This window comes from Pristimantibacillus sp. PTI5 (assembly GCF_048572955.1).
Taxonomy (GTDB): domain Bacteria; phylum Bacillota; class Bacilli; order Paenibacillales; family Paenibacillaceae; genus Pristimantibacillus.
In genome coordinates this window covers 1,616,389-1,634,324 of record NZ_CP183886.1, presented here as the reverse complement: position 1 = coordinate 1,634,324, position 17,936 = coordinate 1,616,389, and the positions used below count along the sequence as shown (strand labels likewise).

General features: G+C 49.1%; 10 protein-coding genes and 1 pseudogene. 10 read left to right on the top strand and 1 reads right to left on the bottom strand.

Features of this window, described 5'->3' with window-relative positions; all coding sequences use genetic code 11:
• Window positions 1-21: 21 nt before the first annotated feature.
• From ACN6MW_RS07415 to ACN6MW_RS07385, 7 genes and pseudogenes are all read left to right on the top strand, one after another.
• Window positions 22-2,541, top strand: a complete 2,520-nt coding sequence (locus ACN6MW_RS07415; RefSeq protein ID WP_419874891.1) for a glycoside hydrolase family 3 N-terminal domain-containing protein — start codon at window positions 22-24, stop codon at window positions 2,539-2,541.
• A gap of 129 nt (window positions 2,542-2,670) precedes the next feature.
• Window positions 2,671-3,011: pseudogene (locus ACN6MW_RS07410) on the top strand (sigma factor-like helix-turn-helix DNA-binding protein); the annotation flags it as partial.
• 694 nt (window positions 3,012-3,705) lie between these two features.
• Window positions 3,706-4,158, top strand: a complete 453-nt coding sequence (locus ACN6MW_RS07405; RefSeq protein ID WP_419874890.1) for a MarR family winged helix-turn-helix transcriptional regulator — start codon at window positions 3,706-3,708, stop codon at window positions 4,156-4,158.
• A complete protein-coding gene (locus ACN6MW_RS07400) occupies window positions 4,155-5,882 on the top strand; it encodes an ABC transporter ATP-binding protein (RefSeq protein ID WP_419874889.1) in 1,728 nt (575 codons plus the stop codon). Before ACN6MW_RS07405 ends, ACN6MW_RS07400 begins: the two co-directional genes overlap by 4 nt.
• Complete coding sequence (locus ACN6MW_RS07395; RefSeq protein WP_419874888.1) at window positions 5,879-7,645, top strand: ABC transporter ATP-binding protein; 1,767 nt, start codon at window positions 5,879-5,881, stop codon at window positions 7,643-7,645. Before ACN6MW_RS07400 ends, ACN6MW_RS07395 begins: the two co-directional genes overlap by 4 nt.
• A 16-nt stretch (window positions 7,646-7,661) precedes the next feature.
• Window positions 7,662-9,452 (top strand): family 43 glycosylhydrolase, encoded by a 1,791-nt coding sequence (locus tag ACN6MW_RS07390; protein ID WP_419874887.1) that lies wholly within the window; start codon window positions 7,662-7,664, stop codon window positions 9,450-9,452.
• A 62-nt stretch (window positions 9,453-9,514) separates the two neighbouring features.
• On the top strand, window positions 9,515-11,764 hold the full coding sequence (locus tag ACN6MW_RS07385; RefSeq protein WP_419874886.1) for a glycoside hydrolase family 2 protein: 2,250 nt from the start codon (window positions 9,515-9,517) through the stop codon (window positions 11,762-11,764).
• A 94-nt stretch (window positions 11,765-11,858) separates the two neighbouring features.
• Here the strand turns inward: ACN6MW_RS07385 and ACN6MW_RS07380 are convergent, their stop codons facing one another.
• A complete protein-coding gene (locus ACN6MW_RS07380; protein ID WP_419874885.1) occupies window positions 11,859-12,668 on the bottom strand; it encodes an SDR family NAD(P)-dependent oxidoreductase in 810 nt (269 codons plus the stop codon).
• A 245-nt stretch (window positions 12,669-12,913) separates the two neighbouring features.
• On the opposite strand from ACN6MW_RS07380, the gene ACN6MW_RS07375 reads away from it, so the two are divergent.
• The 3 genes from ACN6MW_RS07375 (at window position 12,914) to ACN6MW_RS07365 (ending at window position 17,856) form a co-directional block, all read left to right on the top strand.
• Window positions 12,914-15,694, top strand: a complete 2,781-nt coding sequence (locus tag ACN6MW_RS07375) for a family 78 glycoside hydrolase catalytic domain (protein WP_419874884.1) — start codon at window positions 12,914-12,916, stop codon at window positions 15,692-15,694.
• A gap of 133 nt (window positions 15,695-15,827) precedes the next feature.
• Window positions 15,828-16,187, top strand: a complete 360-nt coding sequence (locus ACN6MW_RS07370) for a sugar phosphate isomerase/epimerase family protein (RefSeq protein WP_419874883.1) — start codon at window positions 15,828-15,830, stop codon at window positions 16,185-16,187.
• Between the two features lie 115 nt (window positions 16,188-16,302).
• Complete coding sequence (locus ACN6MW_RS07365; RefSeq protein ID WP_419874882.1) at window positions 16,303-17,856, top strand: ABC transporter substrate-binding protein; 1,554 nt, start codon at window positions 16,303-16,305, stop codon at window positions 17,854-17,856.
• Window positions 17,857-17,936: the final 80 nt, after the last annotated feature.

The following is a 17,936-nucleotide window of genomic DNA, read 5'->3' as shown; positions in this document are numbered from 1 at the left end:
GTCGAAGGAGCGTCTGAGATCATGATCGGAATATGGCATGCAATAAAGACGGTTAACGGGTCCGTCTTCAAGCTGTTATTCTCCATAACGGAAAAGGACGGCTATAAGCTCGCGGTAAATAGTGAACCTACGCCAGCATTCATTCTGCCAATGGATGCCCAAATCGAAGGGAATAATCTTTGCGCGGAGGGGCGTTCATTCTTCACCCCGGATCCGGTGTGCGTAACGCTAACGTTCGAAGGCGATACGTTCCGCGGAACGGTCACGATACCATTCATCGGGGAACTGCAAATCGAAGGTGAACGTGGGCGCGGCCGTTCGCTTAGCGAGGATCTTATTCCGAAGGTGAAGCCGTACCGGAAATCGGGTGTCAATTTGCGTTCGGAAGCGGACATACGCCAAGAGGTCGAGAAGTTGCTCGATCGAATGACTCTCCTCGACAAGATCGGTCAGATGTCCCAGAGTGGTGCTTCCGATTTCTCCTTTGGCAGCGACGTTGAATCAGAGCCGACGGAGAATCTGGTCGCTGAAGGAAAAGTAGGCTCGATTCTAGGAGCCTTTGATATTAACCGCGTATTCGAGCTGCAGAAGATTGCGGTGGAACAGTCACCGCATCGCATTCCATTGCTATTCAACGCAGACATCATTCACGGTTTCCAGACGATATTCCCTGTGCCCCTTGCCTGGTCATGCAGCTGGGATCTCGAAGCGATCAAACGTGCTTGCGCTATCTCCGCGAAGGAAGCGGCCGCTTCGGGAACGACATTCAACCATGGCCCTATGGTCGATATTACCCGAGACCCTCGTTGGGGTAGGGTCGTTGAGGGGGCCGGGGAGGATCCTTATCTTGGAGCGCTCATCGCTAGGGCGCAGGTGGAAGGCTTCCAAGGTGACAACTTGTTCGACAACGAGACTATAATCGCATGCCTTAAGCATTTCATCGCATATGGCGCGGCTGAAGGAGGCCGGGACTACAACACGGTCGACATTTCCGAAGGGACGCTTCGTAATGTCTTTCTTCCGCCTTTCAAAGCAGGGATAGAAGCCGGAGCCGGATCGGTGATGAACGCGTTCAACATCTATCAGGGCATGCCCGTCGCGGGCAGCCGATATTTGCTAAATGACCTGCTTCGGGATGAACTCGGCTTCGACGGAATGTTAATTTCTGATTACGGCGCTATCGAAGAGATTCATATCCACGGCGCGGCCAAGGACAGGAAGGAAGCAGCGAAGCTGGCGCTAGAGGCCACCATGGATATCGAGATGGTGACACGACTATATTTCGGCTATTTGCCAGAACTCATCAAGGAAGGCGTTATCAAGGAAGAGCAGATAGACGAGGCCGTACGACGCATTCTGACATTCAAGTTTAAGATTGGCATCATGGACGATCCGTTTCGCTATGTGCAGCCGGAGAAGGAGATGGAATACCACTTCAATACCGCGCATCTTGAAGCGAGTCGGGATTTGGCCCGCAAATCGATCGTGCTGCTCAAGAACGACGGAGTGTTGCCGCTCCGGAATGACGGGCGAACGGTTGCGCTGATCGGCCCTTTTGCGGCAAGTCAAGACCTGCTCGGACCGTGGCAGTTTACCCGTTATGGGATGGAGACGGTCACGCTGCGCGACGGTCTGGTCGCCAAAGGATTCACAAGCGAACGATTGTTTGTCGCATCGGGGTGTGAGGTCGACAGCGAAATCGAGGGAGGCTTTGACAAGGCACTTGCTGCCGCAACCCGTGCGGACGTTGTCGTGCTGGCGCTCGGCGAAGACAGCAACATGTCGGGTGAAGCGGCATCTCGGGCCGATATTGAGCTGCCCGCCGTTCAACGAAAACTTGCGGAAGCGATTGTTGGCCTCGGCAAGCCGACGGTGCTTGTGCTGACAAACGGCCGTCCGCTAATTTTGGATTGGTTTGATCAGCACGTCAATGCTATCGTCGAAACTTGGTTTGCCGGATCGCAAGCCGGTCATGCCATCACGGACGTACTGCTAGGTGAATACAATCCGTCAGGCCGTCTTACGATGAGCTTCCCGCATCATGCGGGACAAGTGCCAGTCTACTACAATCATTTCAATACAGGTCGCCCGGTCACACCCGATAATGCGAATATGAAGTTCAACTCAAAGTATCTAGACAGCCCGAACGAGCCGCTCTATCCGTTTGGTTTTGGCTTGAGTTATTCCGCTGTTGAATATACGGAGCCTCTGTTAGACAAGTGTGTCATGTCAAGGACGGAGTCCTTGTCGGCCAGCGTCGAAGTAAAGAATATCGGAGATCTTACGTGCGAAGAAACTGTTCAGCTTTATATACAAGACCTCCACGGCAGCGTCGTTAGGCCGGTCAAGGAGTTGAAGGGGTTCCGCAAAACCAAGTTGCAGCCGGGTGAGATACAAGTCGTGACATTCGATGTCAAGGAAGAAGATTTGGAATATTATTTGCCGGACAAAAGCTTCAAGGCCGAAGCTGGATTGTTTAAGCTATTCATCGGACCAAACGCAAGAGACGTTAAGGAAGCGTCTTTCGAGCTGACCGATTAAGAATTTCTTGTGTAGCGTTGGAATAATGGAACACTAGTATATGTAGGTTTACCTGCAGAGCCGGAAATCCAGCACGTGAGTAACCTAATCTTAGGACGTCGTAGTATGGCTGGTTCCAATGTTGGTAGAATACTTATGCTTCTTCGTTCTTTGAAGAAGACTCGGAAGGACGTGTCTCCTCATGATCCGATCGGCACGGATAAGGAAGGCAATGAGATTACGTTGATCGATATCCTCGGTACTGAGGCTGATGATATCGTGGATAAGGTGCAGCTGAAGATTGAGAAATCGAAGATCTATAAGAATCTGGATATACTCGATGACCGCGAGAAGGAAGCTGTAATCGGCCGCTTTGGACTGGAGCATGGCGGGGATGAGCGGACGCAGCGCGAGATCGCGAAGGAGCTGGGATTAGCCGCAGCTATGTGTCGTGGATTGAGAAGAGAGCGCTTATGAAGCTTTATCATTAGTCTTATAAGGCTAAAAGATGATTCTATAAATTAAGTTTTGTGGAAATCACATAAGTAATGATTTAAAAAGAAAATGAGCCACATGGATGCTATCCCATGAGGCTCATTTTCATTGTAGTATTATGATCATTTGTGCTTATTCTTTTGGAAGTAGAGGGAATCATCCTTGAAGGCGGATAGGGTTGACTCATACGAAGAGTCGGAATCAGATCTGAAGAAAAGGCTTCAAAACATGGTGCTTTACCAATCTAATAATTTATTCTCGGTTTAAATTCAAAGTGAACACTTGAAGGAATTTCTGGATGGCAAGGGTACATGTGCCAAGGACACAAGATTGTTTACCCAATGAAGATATTTTCCTTTCACGGTAATTGCTGTAGCTACGATCCGTCAAGCCAATTCCTATCGCAAGATGGCTAAAGCGACGCAAGAACGAAAAAAAGAAGATCTGGTTACGGGTCGGGGAAAAGAATGAGAGAGCAATTCCTTCAGGAAGAGAGACACCTCAAGGGCACCCTTCGGGTTTACATCCGAGAGGTGTTTTTTGTTATCGAAGCGTTCCAAGAAGTCGTAATAGTGATAGCGAAAAAGTCTTCAAAGTGTTAGTGAGGAAATGCGCGATTTTTTATAATCATATCAGATCGAATAAATAAGTAACTTACCTATTCAAATATTATCGCGAAAGGAGAGTCACATGGATCACGAATCGTTGGAGCTGATGAAGGTTTTCGGGCGTCTGTACCGCAAAAATATTGAAACTCGCATAGACACTTTTAACCAAAAAGTAAACGAAGCCCGGATGTTGTTGATCCTCATGGAAAGAGAGCAAGACCGTATGAGCGTAATGGAGATTAGCGAGTATTTGGGAGTGACTTCCCCGTTTGTATCCCAACTGTTGAACGATATGGTCGAACGAGATTTGATCGTTCGCGCCAAAGATCCGATAGACCGTCGGGTCGTTCGGGTTTCATTGACCGAGAAGGGAAAACAGCAAGCCTCAGTTGTTCTCCAATATTCGCGCAAGCTTTACGAAGGGTTGGCAGAGCATCTGGGCGCCGAGGAAAGCCGCATGTTGTCCAATCTGCTACAGAAATCGATCGATTTTCTAGATACCCGAATATACGATTCGGAGAAGGGGCGGTCATGACCTTATTATTTCGATATTTGAAGCCGTACAAGAAATCAATTGCGGCGCTTCTCATCCTGATGTTCGCGGGGATCATGCTCGAACTGTATTTGCCTACGCTGATGGCCAACATGGTGGACTTCGGCATCGCGAAAGAGGATATGGATTACGTCTTTCAAACAGGCGGGTGGATGATCTTCTGTTCCATCTTCGCGGTGGCGCTCACCGTTGGCGTGAATTACCTCTCATCCGGAGTCGCGCACGGTTTTGGCAAAGATTTGCGTCGTAATTTGTTCATCCAAGTACAGAAGTTCTCCTTGCAACAATTCGAACGCTTCGGCCCGGCTTCACTGATGACGCGAACGACGAACGACATCCGGCAAGTGCAGGATTTGGTTAACTCGCTGTTCGGGACGATGACCCGTGCGCCGATCATGCTTCTGGGGGGCATCATTCTAGCGTTCTATCGGGATTCGATGCTTTCCTTAGTTTTTATCGCCGTTTTGCCGGTATTGGTAGGAATTATTTTCTTAATTATGCGTAAGGCCGTTCCCTTATTCGATTTGTTGCAGTCGAAGACGGATCGCTTGAATCTAATCATTCGCGAAACGTTAAGCGGCATGCGCGTCATTCGTGCGTTTAATCGGACGGAATACGAGAGCGGGCGGTTTAACGAGGCGAACGAAGATTATCGCGATACGGGCATCAAGGTGAACAAAATAATGGCTTATCTGTTTCCCTTGATGACCATGGTGATGAGTTTAACGAATGTTTCGATTGTCTGGTTCGGCGGATTTCGAATCGACCAAGGGCACATGCAAATCGGCAACCTGATGGCATTCCTGCAATACGCGATGATGATTATGGTTGCTTTGATTATGTTATCGATGATGTTCGTCATGATTCCGCGAGCGCAAGCCTCCGCCAATAGGATTGCCGACGTGTTGCGGCTCGAACCGACGATCGCGGACGCCGGGAGCAACGAGCTTGCAAACGAGATCAAGGGCCGTATCGAATTCGCGGAGGTCACCTTTCGTTATCCCGGAGCCGCGAATCCGGCGCTTCGATCGATTTCGTTTCAAGCCGGACCGGGCGAAACGACGGCGATTATCGGAAGCACGGGTTCGGGCAAGACGACGCTGCTGCAACTCATTCCTCGCTTATATGACGTAGAGAGCGGTGCGATACTCATCGATGGTGTGGACATTCGGAATATGCCTCAGCGATCGATCAGGTCGCGCATCGGGTACGTCACCCAGAAAGCGTCCTTATTCCGGGGGACGATTGCAGATAACGTGGCGTTCGGCCAAGATCGGCTATCACCGGAACAGCTGGAAGAAGCGCTTCGGACCGCGCAGGCATTGGATTTCGTCCGTTCGAAGGAGAAGGGTTCGGAAGAAGAAGTCGCGCAAGGAGGAGCCAATTTCTCGGGGGGCCAGAAGCAGCGGTTGTCGATTGCAAGAGCTCTCGCGAGAAAACCCGCTATCTATTTGTTCGACGATAGCTTCTCGGCGCTAGATTATAAGACGGACGCCGAGTTAAGGAGAGCGTTGAAGCAGGTCACGGGGGATGCCACGATCTTGATCGTCGCCCAGCGGGTCAGCACGGTGAAGGACGCCGATCGGATTATCGTGCTTCACGAGGGAGAAATCGCCGGCATCGGAACCCACGAAGAGTTGCTGTCATCAAACGGCATTTATCTGGAAATCGTTGCTTCTCAACTGACGGAGGAGGAGAGCGCATGACGGGAAACAAAGGAAACACGCTCCGGAGGTTGATGGGATACCTCAAGCCCCATCGAGGCAAACTGGCGTTCGTCGGGTTCGCGGCTATCGCGGGCACGCTATTCAGTGTCGTCAATCCGAAACTGCTCGGGGACGCGACGAATTTCTTGTTCGACAGTTACAGGGAAGGCACTGGTGTGGATTTCACTTGGCTCGGCAAATGGCTAATCGGGATGATCGGACTGTATGCCGCTTCTTCGTTCTTTTCCTTCTTGCAGCAGTACGTCCTGGCAAGCGTTGCCCAACGGGTAACCGCGACGTTGCGACAACAGGTAACGGAGAAAATGTCGCGCCTGCCTCTTCGGTATTTCGACCGGAATTCCCAGGGTGACTTGCTCAGCAGGGCGGTTAACGACGTCGATAGCATCAATGCTTCTCTTCAGCAGGCGGTCTCTCAAATTATGAGCTCGGTCCTGACCGTCATCGGGATCGTCGTGATGATGCTCTATATCAGTCCGTGGCTCACGATCGTGATCGGTATCACTTTGCCGTTGAGCGCGTTCGTGATGAGATGGATGGCAGGCAAATCCAAGAAATTTTTTGTTAGTCAGCAAGCGGAATTAGGCAACGTGAACGGACATGTCGAGGAGATGTTCGGCGGCCATCGGGTCGTGAAAACGTACGGGTACGAAGAGGAAGCGATTCGATCCTTCGATCAGATGAATCAGAAGCTCTATGAAGCAGGAAGGAAGGCACAGTTCGTTTCCGGCCTGATGATGCCCTTGATGACTTTCGTCGGCAACATCGGTTACGTAGTGGTCGCCATCGTCGGCGGCGTTCTTGTGTTGAACGGGAATATGCGGATCGGCTATGTTCAAGCGTTCATCCAATATACGCAGCAGATCAATTATCCGATGATGCAGGTGGCGGGCATCATGAATTTGATCCAGACGGCGATCGCTTCCGCCGAGAGGGTATTTCGCGTTTTGGATGAAGAAGAGGAAGACCGACACGAGCCGTCGATCGGCCCTGTCGGCGAAATCGAGGGAAGCGTTAGCTTCCGGAACGTCAGCTTCGGTTACGAGAAAGCCAAGCCGATCATTCGCAGATTCGATCTTGATGTGAAGGAAGGCCAGACCATCGCCATCGTCGGACCGACGGGTGCGGGCAAAACCACGCTGATTAATCTGTTGATGCGATTTTACGAGGTCGACGAAGGGAGCATCCTGCTAGGCGGCGTCGATTATAAGGACATGAGCCGCGAGCAAGTCCGAAGCCGATACGGCATGGTTATTCAGGATACGTGGCTGTTTAACGGAACGATCCGGGACAATATCGCCTACGGACGCGCAGGAGCGACGGATGAAGACATCGTCCGGGCCGCCCGAAGCGCTTACGCGGACGATTTTATCCGCAAGCTGCCGGACGGCTACGGTACGATGCTGGGAGAAGACGCCTCGAATATTTCGCAAGGGCAAAAACAATTACTAACGATCGCCCGGGCGATCCTCGCTGACCCTACCGTCCTGATCCTCGACGAAGCGACGAGCAGCGTCGACACTCGGACGGAGATGAATATTCAGAAAGCGATGAAGGAATTAATGGCCGGCAGAACGAGCTTCGTCATCGCCCACCGGCTGTCCACGATCCGGGATGCTGATCTGATCCTCGTCATGAACAACGGCGATATCGTGGAAAAGGGCAACCACCCTGAATTATTGGAACATAGAGGCTTTTATGCGGATTTGTATCATAGCCAATTTAACGAAAAAGTAGCGATCTGAAGAGGAGCGAACGACTATGACGTATATGTGCAACCCGATCAATATGGAATACAAATATCAATTCACCGAATTAAGAGGGCTTAATGTCACTTATAGGGAAGCTGCGGATCCTTCAATGATTTTGTTCAAAGGCCAATATTATCTGTTTCCTTCAATGACGGCAGGATTTCTTGTCAGCGATAATTTGACGGATTGGACCTTCCACCCGCTGAAGGATGTGCCGGTTTACGACTATGCCCCGGATGTTCGGGTCATCGGAGAGTATGTTTATTTTTCCGCATCGAGTAAATCCAAGAACTGTTCCTTCTTCAGAACGAAAGATCTGATTGACGGCGCGTTTGAAGAAATCGAAGGGACGTTTCCCTTCTGGGACCCGAATCTGTTCTTGGATGACGACGGCAGGATTTATTTCTACTGGGGATGCTCCAATGTCACGCCGCTTTACGGCGTTGAACTGAATCCGGAGAATATGAAGCCCATCGGGGAACCGGTCGCCCTCGTGCAGGGCAATACTGCGGTTATCGGCTATGAAAGAAATGGCGAAAATCACGAACCAAGACCAGCTGAACAGGTCGAGGAGATGGTTAAGAACTACACGAAAATGAATCCCGGCGTGACGGAGGAGTTCTTGCAAATCATCAGGAAGTCCCTTGGGAATGCAGATCCGTATATCGAGGGGGCGTGGATGGATAAGCATAACGGCAAATACTATCTCCAGTATTCCGCACCCGGGACGCAATATAACGTGTATGCGGACGGGGTTTACATTTCGGACAACCCGCTCGGGCCGTTTACGCTAGCGAAAAATAATCCGTACTCCTATAAGCCTGGAGGTTTTCTGCCAGGAGCGGGACATGGATCGACCATGGAAGATCAGCATGGAAATTGGTGGCATGCTTCGACGATGAGAGTGAGCGTCAACCATATTTTTGAAAGACGGATTGGGCTATGGCCTGCGGGTTTCGATCAGGACGGGGAATTATTTTGCAATCAACGCTATGGCGACTGGCCGATTCGGATCGACCAAGCTGCCATGAATCCATGGAACAATCCGGAGTGGATGCTTCTCTCCTATGGCAAGCCGGCCAAGGCGTCTTCCTGTGAAGATGGAAAAGAAGCTTCGAAGGCTACGGATGAGAATGTACAAAGCTGGTGGAAAGCAGCAACCAATGAGCCTGGAGAATGGCTTGAGGTGGATCTGAAGTATGTATGTGATGTGCATGCCGTACAAATTAATTTTGCGGATGATCAGATGAACCTCCCGCTTCCTGAGGGAGCAACTCTACAGCAAGTCGGAGAAATAAGAAGATACATTGACGAGCGGAAGCATGTTACAAGGTGGCTTCTAGAGGGCTCGACGGATGGCAACTCCTATTTCATGATCGAAGATAAATCGGAAGCTGCAACCGATTTGGCACACGATCTGATCGTCAAGGAAGAGGGAGTCAAAGCCAGGTTTATTCGATTAACGGTAAAGGAGCTTCCTTATAACCAGTCCGCATGTATTTCCGGTCTTAGAGTGTTCGGGATCGGACATGGAGAGCAGCCGAAACAAGCAATCGCTGTCCAAACAAAACGCTTAGGCGAACTGGATCTATCCGTAACGTGGACTCAACTTGACGATGCCGTCGGATATAACGTGCTCTGGGGGTATGCGCCGGATAAACTGTATCACAGTCATATGCTATTCGGTGTCAACCAGCTTACCATTAAAGCGTTGATCAAAGGCGAACCGGTATATGTACGAGTGGATAGTTTCAATGAAGTAGGGATAACCGAAGGTGAAGTGCGCAGGGCGGTTGAGTAAATAAGCATCGGTGATTAAAGGTTTTAGAGCTGTTCGATCATAACGACTGGAGGAATAATAAAATGATTAAACTATGGAACAAAGCATGGCATTTTTCAAAAACAGCTTTGGATATCCCTCAGGACCTTCCGGTTGACTGGGAAGTCGTAAACCTTCCCCATACGTGGAATGGAAAAGACGGGCAGGACGGCGGAAATGATTATCACCGGGGAACTTGTTATTATACCAAAAAGCTGCGCAAGGAAGATATTTCTGCTGAAAAGCTTGTATACCTTGAATTTCAAGCTGCTAATTCGTCAGCGGATGTTTATGTGAATGGGCGCCATGCAGGACACCACGATGGCGGATATTCCACATGGAGAGTAAATATTACAGACTTGCTGGCAGACGAGAATCTTATTGTGGTTGCAGTTAATAATGCTCCTAATGCAAGAGTTTATCCTCAAGAAGCGGATTTCACTTTTTATGGCGGACTCTACAGAAATGTGTCAGTTATAACGGTAACTGAATCCCATTTTGACCTGGATTATTATGGCGGTCCTGGTGTGGAGGTTACTCCTGTTGTAAATGGCAGCGATGCTGAAGTTGATGTACAAGTATTTCTTACTGGCGCATTGCCTTCACAGCAGATCATTTATAGGGTAAAAGCTGCAGATCAGATCGTCTCCGAACAAATAACAGCTGCGGATACGACCAGGGTAAAATTTACGATAAGTAAGGCGCATCTTTGGAATGGACGGAAGGACCCTTTCCTCTATGCTCTGGAAGTCAGATTAGTTGAAAATGGCAAGGAATTAGATAGACGAGATGTCAAATTTGGATGCCGTTCCTTCAAGGTAGACCCGGAAAAAGGATTTTTCCTGAATGGAGAAAGCTACCCATTGCGCGGTGTAAATCGTCACCAAGACCGTCCAGAAATAGGAAATGCATTATTGCCGGAACACCAAAACGAAGACATGGATTTAATCTGCGAAATGGGTGCTACAACAATAAGGCTTGCCCATTATCAGCATGACCAGTATTTCTTGGACCTGTGCGATGAACGAGGAATGATCGTGTGGGCTGAGATCCCCTATATTGCGTGCCATATGGTGGGAGGAAAAGATAATACCCTTTCACAGATGAGGGAGCTGGTCATTCAGAATTACAATCATCCTTCAATCATGTTTTGGGGGTTGTCGAATGAAATTACCATTCTTGGAGCGGATGATGAGGATATGGTGGAGAACCACCGTATCTTAAACGATATGGTTCATGAAATGGACCCAACAAGACTTACGACCCTAGCAGTTATAAAAGACTGTTCAATTGATAAAGAATATGTGCATATAACGGATGTTGTTTCTTACAATTTATATTTAGGATGGTATGTTGGGGAAACGTACGAGAATGGCATTTTTATGGATGAGTTCCATGAGAAGTTCCCGAATAAACCAATCGGATTAAGTGAATACGGTTGTGAGGCGGCAGGTAACTGGCATACTTCAACACCGGGAAAGGGAGATTATACAGAAGATTATCAGGCTTATTATCATGAGGAATTAATTAAGCAATTATTTGTACGGCCTTATATATGGGCAACCCATGTCTGGAATATGTTTGATTTTGGCTCGGATGCAAGAGCAGAAGGCGGAAAGGAAGGAATAAACCATAAGGGACTCGTTTCCTTTGACAGAAAATATAAAAAAGATGCCTTCTATGCCTATAAAGCGTGGCTGACCGATGAACCGTTTGTGCATATCTGCGGAAAGAGATATGTCGACAGGGTTGAGGAGGTTACCAGGGTAACGGTTTATTCCAACCAGCCGGAAGTTGAATTATTCGCCGATGGGAAAAGTCTTGGAAAACAAAATAGTGATGTGCATTTCTTCTATTTTGACGTACCGCTCTCAGGAGAAACAAGCTTGGTTGCAAAAGCAGGAAAGTGTGAGGATGAAAGCCTGATCCGGAAAGTTGATGTATTTAATGAAGATTACCGTATGAAGCAGTTGAAGGAAGTTGGAGATATCATCAACTGGTTTGAGCTTACTGCACCGGATGGATATTTCTCAATCAACGATAAGGTAGGAGATATTGCGAGTAATCCTCAGGGAGCGTTAATCATACAGGAAATACGTAATATAGCAGCTGGAGCTCAAACGGGTGATGGCTCTGAGAATAGTCAGGCTTCTTCAGCGCCACAGATGGATGCAAAAATGCAAGAGATGGTCAATAGATTAACAGTTAGAAGAGTTTTTGCAGGCAGGATTCCCAAAGAGAAGATGCTCGAGCTTAACACAGCTTTAAACAAAATTAAAAAAACAGATAAATAATTAAAATGCACTCCTGTCATAAGTCTAATCTTATGACAAGAGTGCATTTTTTATTGGTGACCTAGGGACAAGGGGACGGGATATTGGCGTATTCCTACTCCAAAATTTCCGGATGAGCCCATTGGACGGGAGTCACCTTGCCCGCGTGAGAACCGGCATCGATTACAATAGCGGAACCGCTGATATAACGCGCCAAATCAGAGGCTAAGAACAAGGCCAAATGGCCGATTTCTTTTGGGTCGCCAAGTCTTCCGTTCGGGGACAGGAGCTTCGCGTATTGAGAAACGACTTCCTCAGGTGCTTGTCCCCAGATGGAGGTTCGGAACGTTCCCGGACAAATCGCATTGATGGAGATGTTGTACGGCGCGTAATCGAGGGCGGCGCTCTTTGTAAGTCCGACTACACCATGTTTAGCGGAAGCATAAGTAGCCATGGAGCTGTTGCCCAATATCCCTGCTTGGGAAGCAACGTTTATAATGAAACCGCCAGTCGACTTGGACTTCAGAATTGCTTCGACGGCGAACTTCATACCTAGGAAGACGCCGCGTAAGTCGATCGCCATTAATTTATCGAATTCAGCCACCGAGAATTCATGCGTAGGTCTACTCTCGGCTGCAATTCCGGCATTATTCACGAGGCCATCTAATTGACCGTACGTCGCGACAGCGAAATCGACGAGTCCTTTTACTTCATCCTCTTTGCTTACATCCGTTTTGAAGAAGACTGCCTCTCCGCCCGCAGCTCGAATCTCCTCAGCGACCTTCGATCCCTTGTCGGCATTGATATCGGATACAACGACCTTCATGCCGTTCTCTGCATAACTCCATGCGATTGCTTTGCCGAGGCCGTCGGCAGCGCCCGTAACAATGGCAACTTTGCCTTTTGTGCTGGAAAAATCCGTCATTTTACATCCTCCTATATGGAACGTTTACCTATCAACTCCACCTTAAGACAATTCGGGTTGCTTCACTAACGTTTTTACGACTTTACGGATGTCGTTATCACGACTTTTTTGCGGCGGCAGACGGTTCACCTTAGTCGTGATAACGGCATCTAAAAAGTCGGCTAAGTGTTAGTCTGCTTATTTCCGAAATGGTATGGTGAAAAGGAAACGAACTACAACGGAAATGGTATAGGAGGCTACTAAATATGCTGGAAGCAGTGTCTTTGCGAACGGAATATCTTGATAATCCAATGGGGTTGGATTCGGTCATGCCGCGTCTGGGCTGGAAGCTTCGAAGCGACGGAAAAAATGTGCTACAATGCGCATATCAGCTGCAAGCATCCGTGACAAAGAGTTTCGCTGACGTGACGTGGGACAGCGGGAGGATGGAGACAAGCCAATCGCAGCATGTCTTGTACGCAGGTCCCGAATTGAAATCGATGCAGCGCGTATATTGGCGGGTCAAGGTATGGAATAACAAGGGAGAGGAATCGCCGTTCAGCGAGCCGGTGTATTTCGAAACCGGACTGCTGCACCGTTCGGATTGGAAGGCTCGCTGGATCGAACCGGAGAAAGAGGTAGACATCGACGCCTATAAACCGGCGCCGTATATACGGAAAGAGTTTGACGTGAAGAAGGGTCTCGTCTCGGCAAGAGCCTATCTGACGGCGAAAGGATTGTACAGCTTTTATTTGAACGGGATCGAAGGTACGGACCACTTGTTTACGCCGGGATTCACCTCTTATCACAAGAGGCTGCAGGTCCAATCCTACGATGTGACTCACCTTCTGCGCGAAGGTGCGAATGCGCTGGGGGTTATTCTCGGGGACGGTTGGTGGAGAGGCACTACCGGCGGGGCAAGCCTGAAAAACAACTTCGGCTATAAAGTAGCCTTTTTGGGACAAATAGTGTTGACCTACGAGGACGGCAGTCGCGAAATCATCGCCAGCGACGATTCCTTTAAGACGTCCCACGGACCTTTGCTGAAGACGGATATGAAGGCGGGAGAGGTCTACGACGCCACTCTCGATATCGAAGAATGGAATAAGACCGGGTATGACGATTCTGCATGGGAGCAAGTCGCCGTTACGGAGGATGGATACGACAGCTTAATCGGTACGAACAGCGTGCCGGTAAGAACGAAAGAACGTTTCACGCCTAAAGTGCTGCAGACGCCGAACGGAGAAACGGTACTGGACTTCGGGCAAAATATCGCCGGCTGGGTCGACATGCAGGTTCAAGGAGACGCAGGGACGGAGGTCGTTCTCATCCATGGAGAAGCGTTGGACAAGAACGGAAACTTCTCGTTGCAAAATCTTGCGCATGGAGAATTGACGGATTTCCAAGAGGTCCATTACATTTTGGCAGGGAAGGGGGTAGAGAGCTACCGTCCGCGGTTTGCCATCTTTGGCTTCCGTTATGTCCTGCTGAAAAATTATCCGGGTACAACCGATCCGCAGAACTTTACAGCGGTGGCTGTGTACTCCGACATGGAAGAAACGGGCGATTTCACTAGTTCGCATCCGTTGATCAATCAGCTTGTATCCAACTCCAAATGGAGCCAGAAGGGCAACTTTATGGAGGTTCCTACCGACTGCCCGACACGGGAGAGGGCTGGATGGACGGGGGATGCGCAGGTCTATTCCAGAACGTCGACCGATTTCATGAATGTGTATCCTTTCTTCGAAAAGTGGATGGCCGATCTGGCAGCCGAGCAGTTCCCCGACGGATCGGTGGCAAGCACGGTGCCCACTGTCATCGGCTACCACAACTTAGCCGAATGGGAGCGGCTTTCCAAGACAAGCACCAGTCCAATGATGGCGTTTCGCAAGCCTGGAGCAGCCAGCATGCTTGACGGTTCTTCGGGTTGGGGAGATGCGGCCGTCATTATCCCGTGGACCATGTACCTATGCTATGGCGACAAGTCGATTCTGGAGAAACAGTTCGATTCCGCAAAGGCGTGGGTAGATTATATGGTCTCAAATGCGAAAGAATCGAATCAACGATTTAAGGCTACCCCGGTTTATCTAAATTATACCGATGGGGAACTTGACGCGAATTACGTGTGGGATACGAAGTTCCACTGGGGAGAGTGGCTGGAAACCGACACGGAATTTACTGATCTGGCTGCGGTATTGACGAAAACAGGCGGATGCTTCCCTGACGTTTCGACGGCTTATTATGCTTACTCTACCAGGCTGCTTGCCGAAATGGCGCAAGTGCTTGGAAAAGCCGAGGAGGAAGCGAAGTACCGGGAGCTCTACGGTAAAATCAAGCGCGTGTACAATCAGTATTTTATTAAAGAAGACGGTCAAATTGTTGAAGGCAGGCAAGCGCCGAATGTCCGTACGCTTGCATTCGGCTTAGCGGATGACGACAAAAAACAAGCTGTTGCCGACAGGCTTGCGCAACTGGTCACGGAGCAAGACTTTCATCTGAATACGGGTTTCCTATCGACGCCGTTCATTCTCCATGTGTTGGCGGATTCCGGACATGCGGATATCGCTTTCCGGTTGTTGGAGCAACAATCGTGCCCGTCGTGGCTGTATGCCGTCAGCAAGGGAGCGACGACGATCTGGGAAAGCTGGAGAGGAATGAAGCCTGACGGCGAGTTCTCGGGATCGCTTAACCATTATTCGTACGGAGCCGTATGTGATTTTCTCTTCGCGGGCATAGCCGGAATCCGTCCGGTTTGGGACGTGCCGGGCTATAAGCATTTTATTTTGAAGCCATTGCATGGGGGAACGATTACGCAAGCGTCCGCTACGTTCGAATCCCTCTACGGGACGATTCAATCGAGCTGGGAAAAGACGGCACAAGGGATCAACTACCGTTTCGAAGTGCCGGCCAATACGACGGCGACGATCATGCTTCCGGGCAATCAAGATGACCTGAAGAGCGGATTCGAGGATTTCCCGGATGCGCGTTACGAAGATGGCCGAATCCTGATTACGGCGGGAAGCGGCGAATATCGATTTACGATGTAATAAGCAGTTGGTTACTGAATAAAGGTTGTATTAATGGTCCGTAAGGCTGTGCAGCAGTTTCAAATCAGATCGGTCGTTGGAACGGAACAACAGGCCCAAGATACGCTCAAGGCAATAAAAGAGGCAGGATACGATGGAATCGAACTATGCGGTTGAACTAACGGATCCGAGTTATGTGAATTTCGAGTTCGACTCCTATTGGCCTACGGAAGCCGGATATGATGCTTTTGCCCTCATGAATAATCTTGGCAGCAGAATGAAGCTTTATCATATCAATGACCGGGGCTTCCGCGTCAATGGACCTACCGCTTCGATTATCGAGTCGGGCAGCATGGAATTGGGCTACGGCAATATGAATCTTGAAGCGCTCGTGACAACGGCGAAAAGTTACGGCGTGCAGGCCGTTATCTTGGAATCCCATACGAACTGGGTAGATGATTCTCCGATCAAATCGTTGCAGCTAAGCGCAAAATTCATGAATGAACACATATAGTGACCCAAACAAGTCGCGAAAGCGGTATCAAAAAAGTCGTCAAAGTGTTAGTCGGCAATAGGGGCATAACGATACGATGAAGGTGTAAGTTAAAGTTTAAATGAGGGGGATTGCAATGAGAAAAAAATTGAGATTTGTCGTTTTGACACTTGCAGCGGTCATGTTGATGGGGGTGATCAGCGCGTGCTCGTCGTCTAACAACGGAGAGAACGCTGCAACAAACGCCCCATCGGGCAATTCGTCGAATTCGGGCCAGGAGCCAAGCGCTAGTCCGGACGAAGCAACGAAAGATCCTTTCGAAATCGCGATTGCGCTGCCGATCATTGGAGCAACGCCGCCAGATCTTGCGTTGGTTCAAGAAGAAATGAGCAAAATCACGAAGGCGAAAATTAACGCAACCGTAAAAATTTTACCCATCAGCATTGGCGCATGGACACAACAAATGAATTTGATGTCATCCAGCGGCGAGAAGCTGGACCTGTTGTTCCAATTTGGACAGGGCTACAGCGCCTCTATGGCAACAGGGAAAATTATTCCGATAGACGGACTCTTGGATCAATATGGCGCGGGAATCAAACAAGCGATTGCTCCGGAATATTTGGCAAGCGCCAAGCTTAAAGGAGAAACTTACGCCGTACCTGTGTACAAGGACTATACAACCGGAACTAATTCGATTCTCATGGATAAAGCACTGGTGGACAAACATAAGATCGATGTAGCTTCCATCAAAGGACTCGATGACCTGGATCAGGTATTTAAGACGATTAAAGAAAACGAGCCCGGTATTGTACCGTTTGCGGTAGGGTTATCCGTTCCTTCGGATAAGTATGGCGATTATGACAAACTGGGTGATCGTTTTGGCGTTTTGCCTGCATTCGACAATGGGCTTAAGGTTGAAAACGTATTTGAGTCCAAAGAGTACGAAGACTATTTGAATAAGATGCATAGCTGGTTTAAGGCTGGATATATCAACAAAGACGCGGCTACAAGCCAAGTCTCCGGTATGGAAATGGTGAAGGCGGGCAAGGCCTTTGCTTACTTCGACGGCCTTAAGGTCGGAGGACGGGAAGTGCAAAGCGCTGCTGCAGGCAAAGAACTCATCGCTGTACCGATATCGTCGAATACCTATGCGACAACATCCGATGCGACGGCGGGATTGTGGGCAATCTCCAACAATTCTAAGAATCCTGAAAGAACGATGATGTTCCTGGACCTCATGTACTCGGATAAGGATCTTTCCAATTTGTTCTTATGGGGTATTGAAGGTAAACACTATGTGAAGGTGTCGGATACCGTGATTGATTATCCGGAAGGCGTCGAAGCGACGACGGTAGGGTATTCCCTTCAAACATGGATGGTCCCTAACCAATCCATCGGCTATATTCGGACGACTGACTTGCCGAATGTATGGGAATTAACGGCGGAAGCGAATCAAAAAGCTATCAAATCGAAAGCGCTTGGCTTCGCATTCAATTCGGAGCCGGTCAAGAACGAAATTACAGCTCTCAATAATGTCATCGAACAATATAGAAAAGCCCTGGAATCGGGAACCTTCGATCCGGCAGACAAACTTCCAGAGCTCAGAGAGAAGCTGAAGTCGTCAGGCATTGATAAAGTCATCGCGGAAAAGCAAAAGCAGCTGGACGAGTGGGCGGCATCGAACAAATAATAAAGGCAAGAGGGTTCTACATCTAAGGCATCGCAGGGCTTAATGGGACGCTTGGGCGCATCGATTTGAAGCAACTTGAT

Bases quoted from the DNA above. Each gene is read 5' to 3' on its own strand.
- ACN6MW_RS07415 (WP_419874891.1), top strand. From the start codon at position 22: ATGATCGGAATATGGCATGCAATAAAGACGGTTAACGGGTCCGTCTTC.
- ACN6MW_RS07405 (WP_419874890.1), top strand. From the start codon at position 3,706: ATGGATCACGAATCGTTGGAGCTGATGAAGGTTTTCGGGCGTCTGTAC.
- ACN6MW_RS07400 (WP_419874889.1), top strand. From the start codon at position 4,155: ATGACCTTATTATTTCGATATTTGAAGCCGTACAAGAAATCAATTGCG.
- ACN6MW_RS07395 (WP_419874888.1), top strand. From the start codon at position 5,879: ATGACGGGAAACAAAGGAAACACGCTCCGGAGGTTGATGGGATACCTC.
- ACN6MW_RS07390 (WP_419874887.1), top strand. From the start codon at position 7,662: ATGACGTATATGTGCAACCCGATCAATATGGAATACAAATATCAATTC.
- ACN6MW_RS07385 (WP_419874886.1), top strand. From the start codon at position 9,515: ATGATTAAACTATGGAACAAAGCATGGCATTTTTCAAAAACAGCTTTG.
- ACN6MW_RS07380 (WP_419874885.1), bottom strand. From the start codon at position 12,668: ATGACGGATTTTTCCAGCACAAAAGGCAAAGTTGCCATTGTTACGGGC.
- ACN6MW_RS07375 (WP_419874884.1), top strand. From the start codon at position 12,914: ATGCTGGAAGCAGTGTCTTTGCGAACGGAATATCTTGATAATCCAATG.
- ACN6MW_RS07370 (WP_419874883.1), top strand. From the start codon at position 15,828: ATGGAATCGAACTATGCGGTTGAACTAACGGATCCGAGTTATGTGAAT.
- ACN6MW_RS07365 (WP_419874882.1), top strand. From the start codon at position 16,303: ATGAGAAAAAAATTGAGATTTGTCGTTTTGACACTTGCAGCGGTCATG.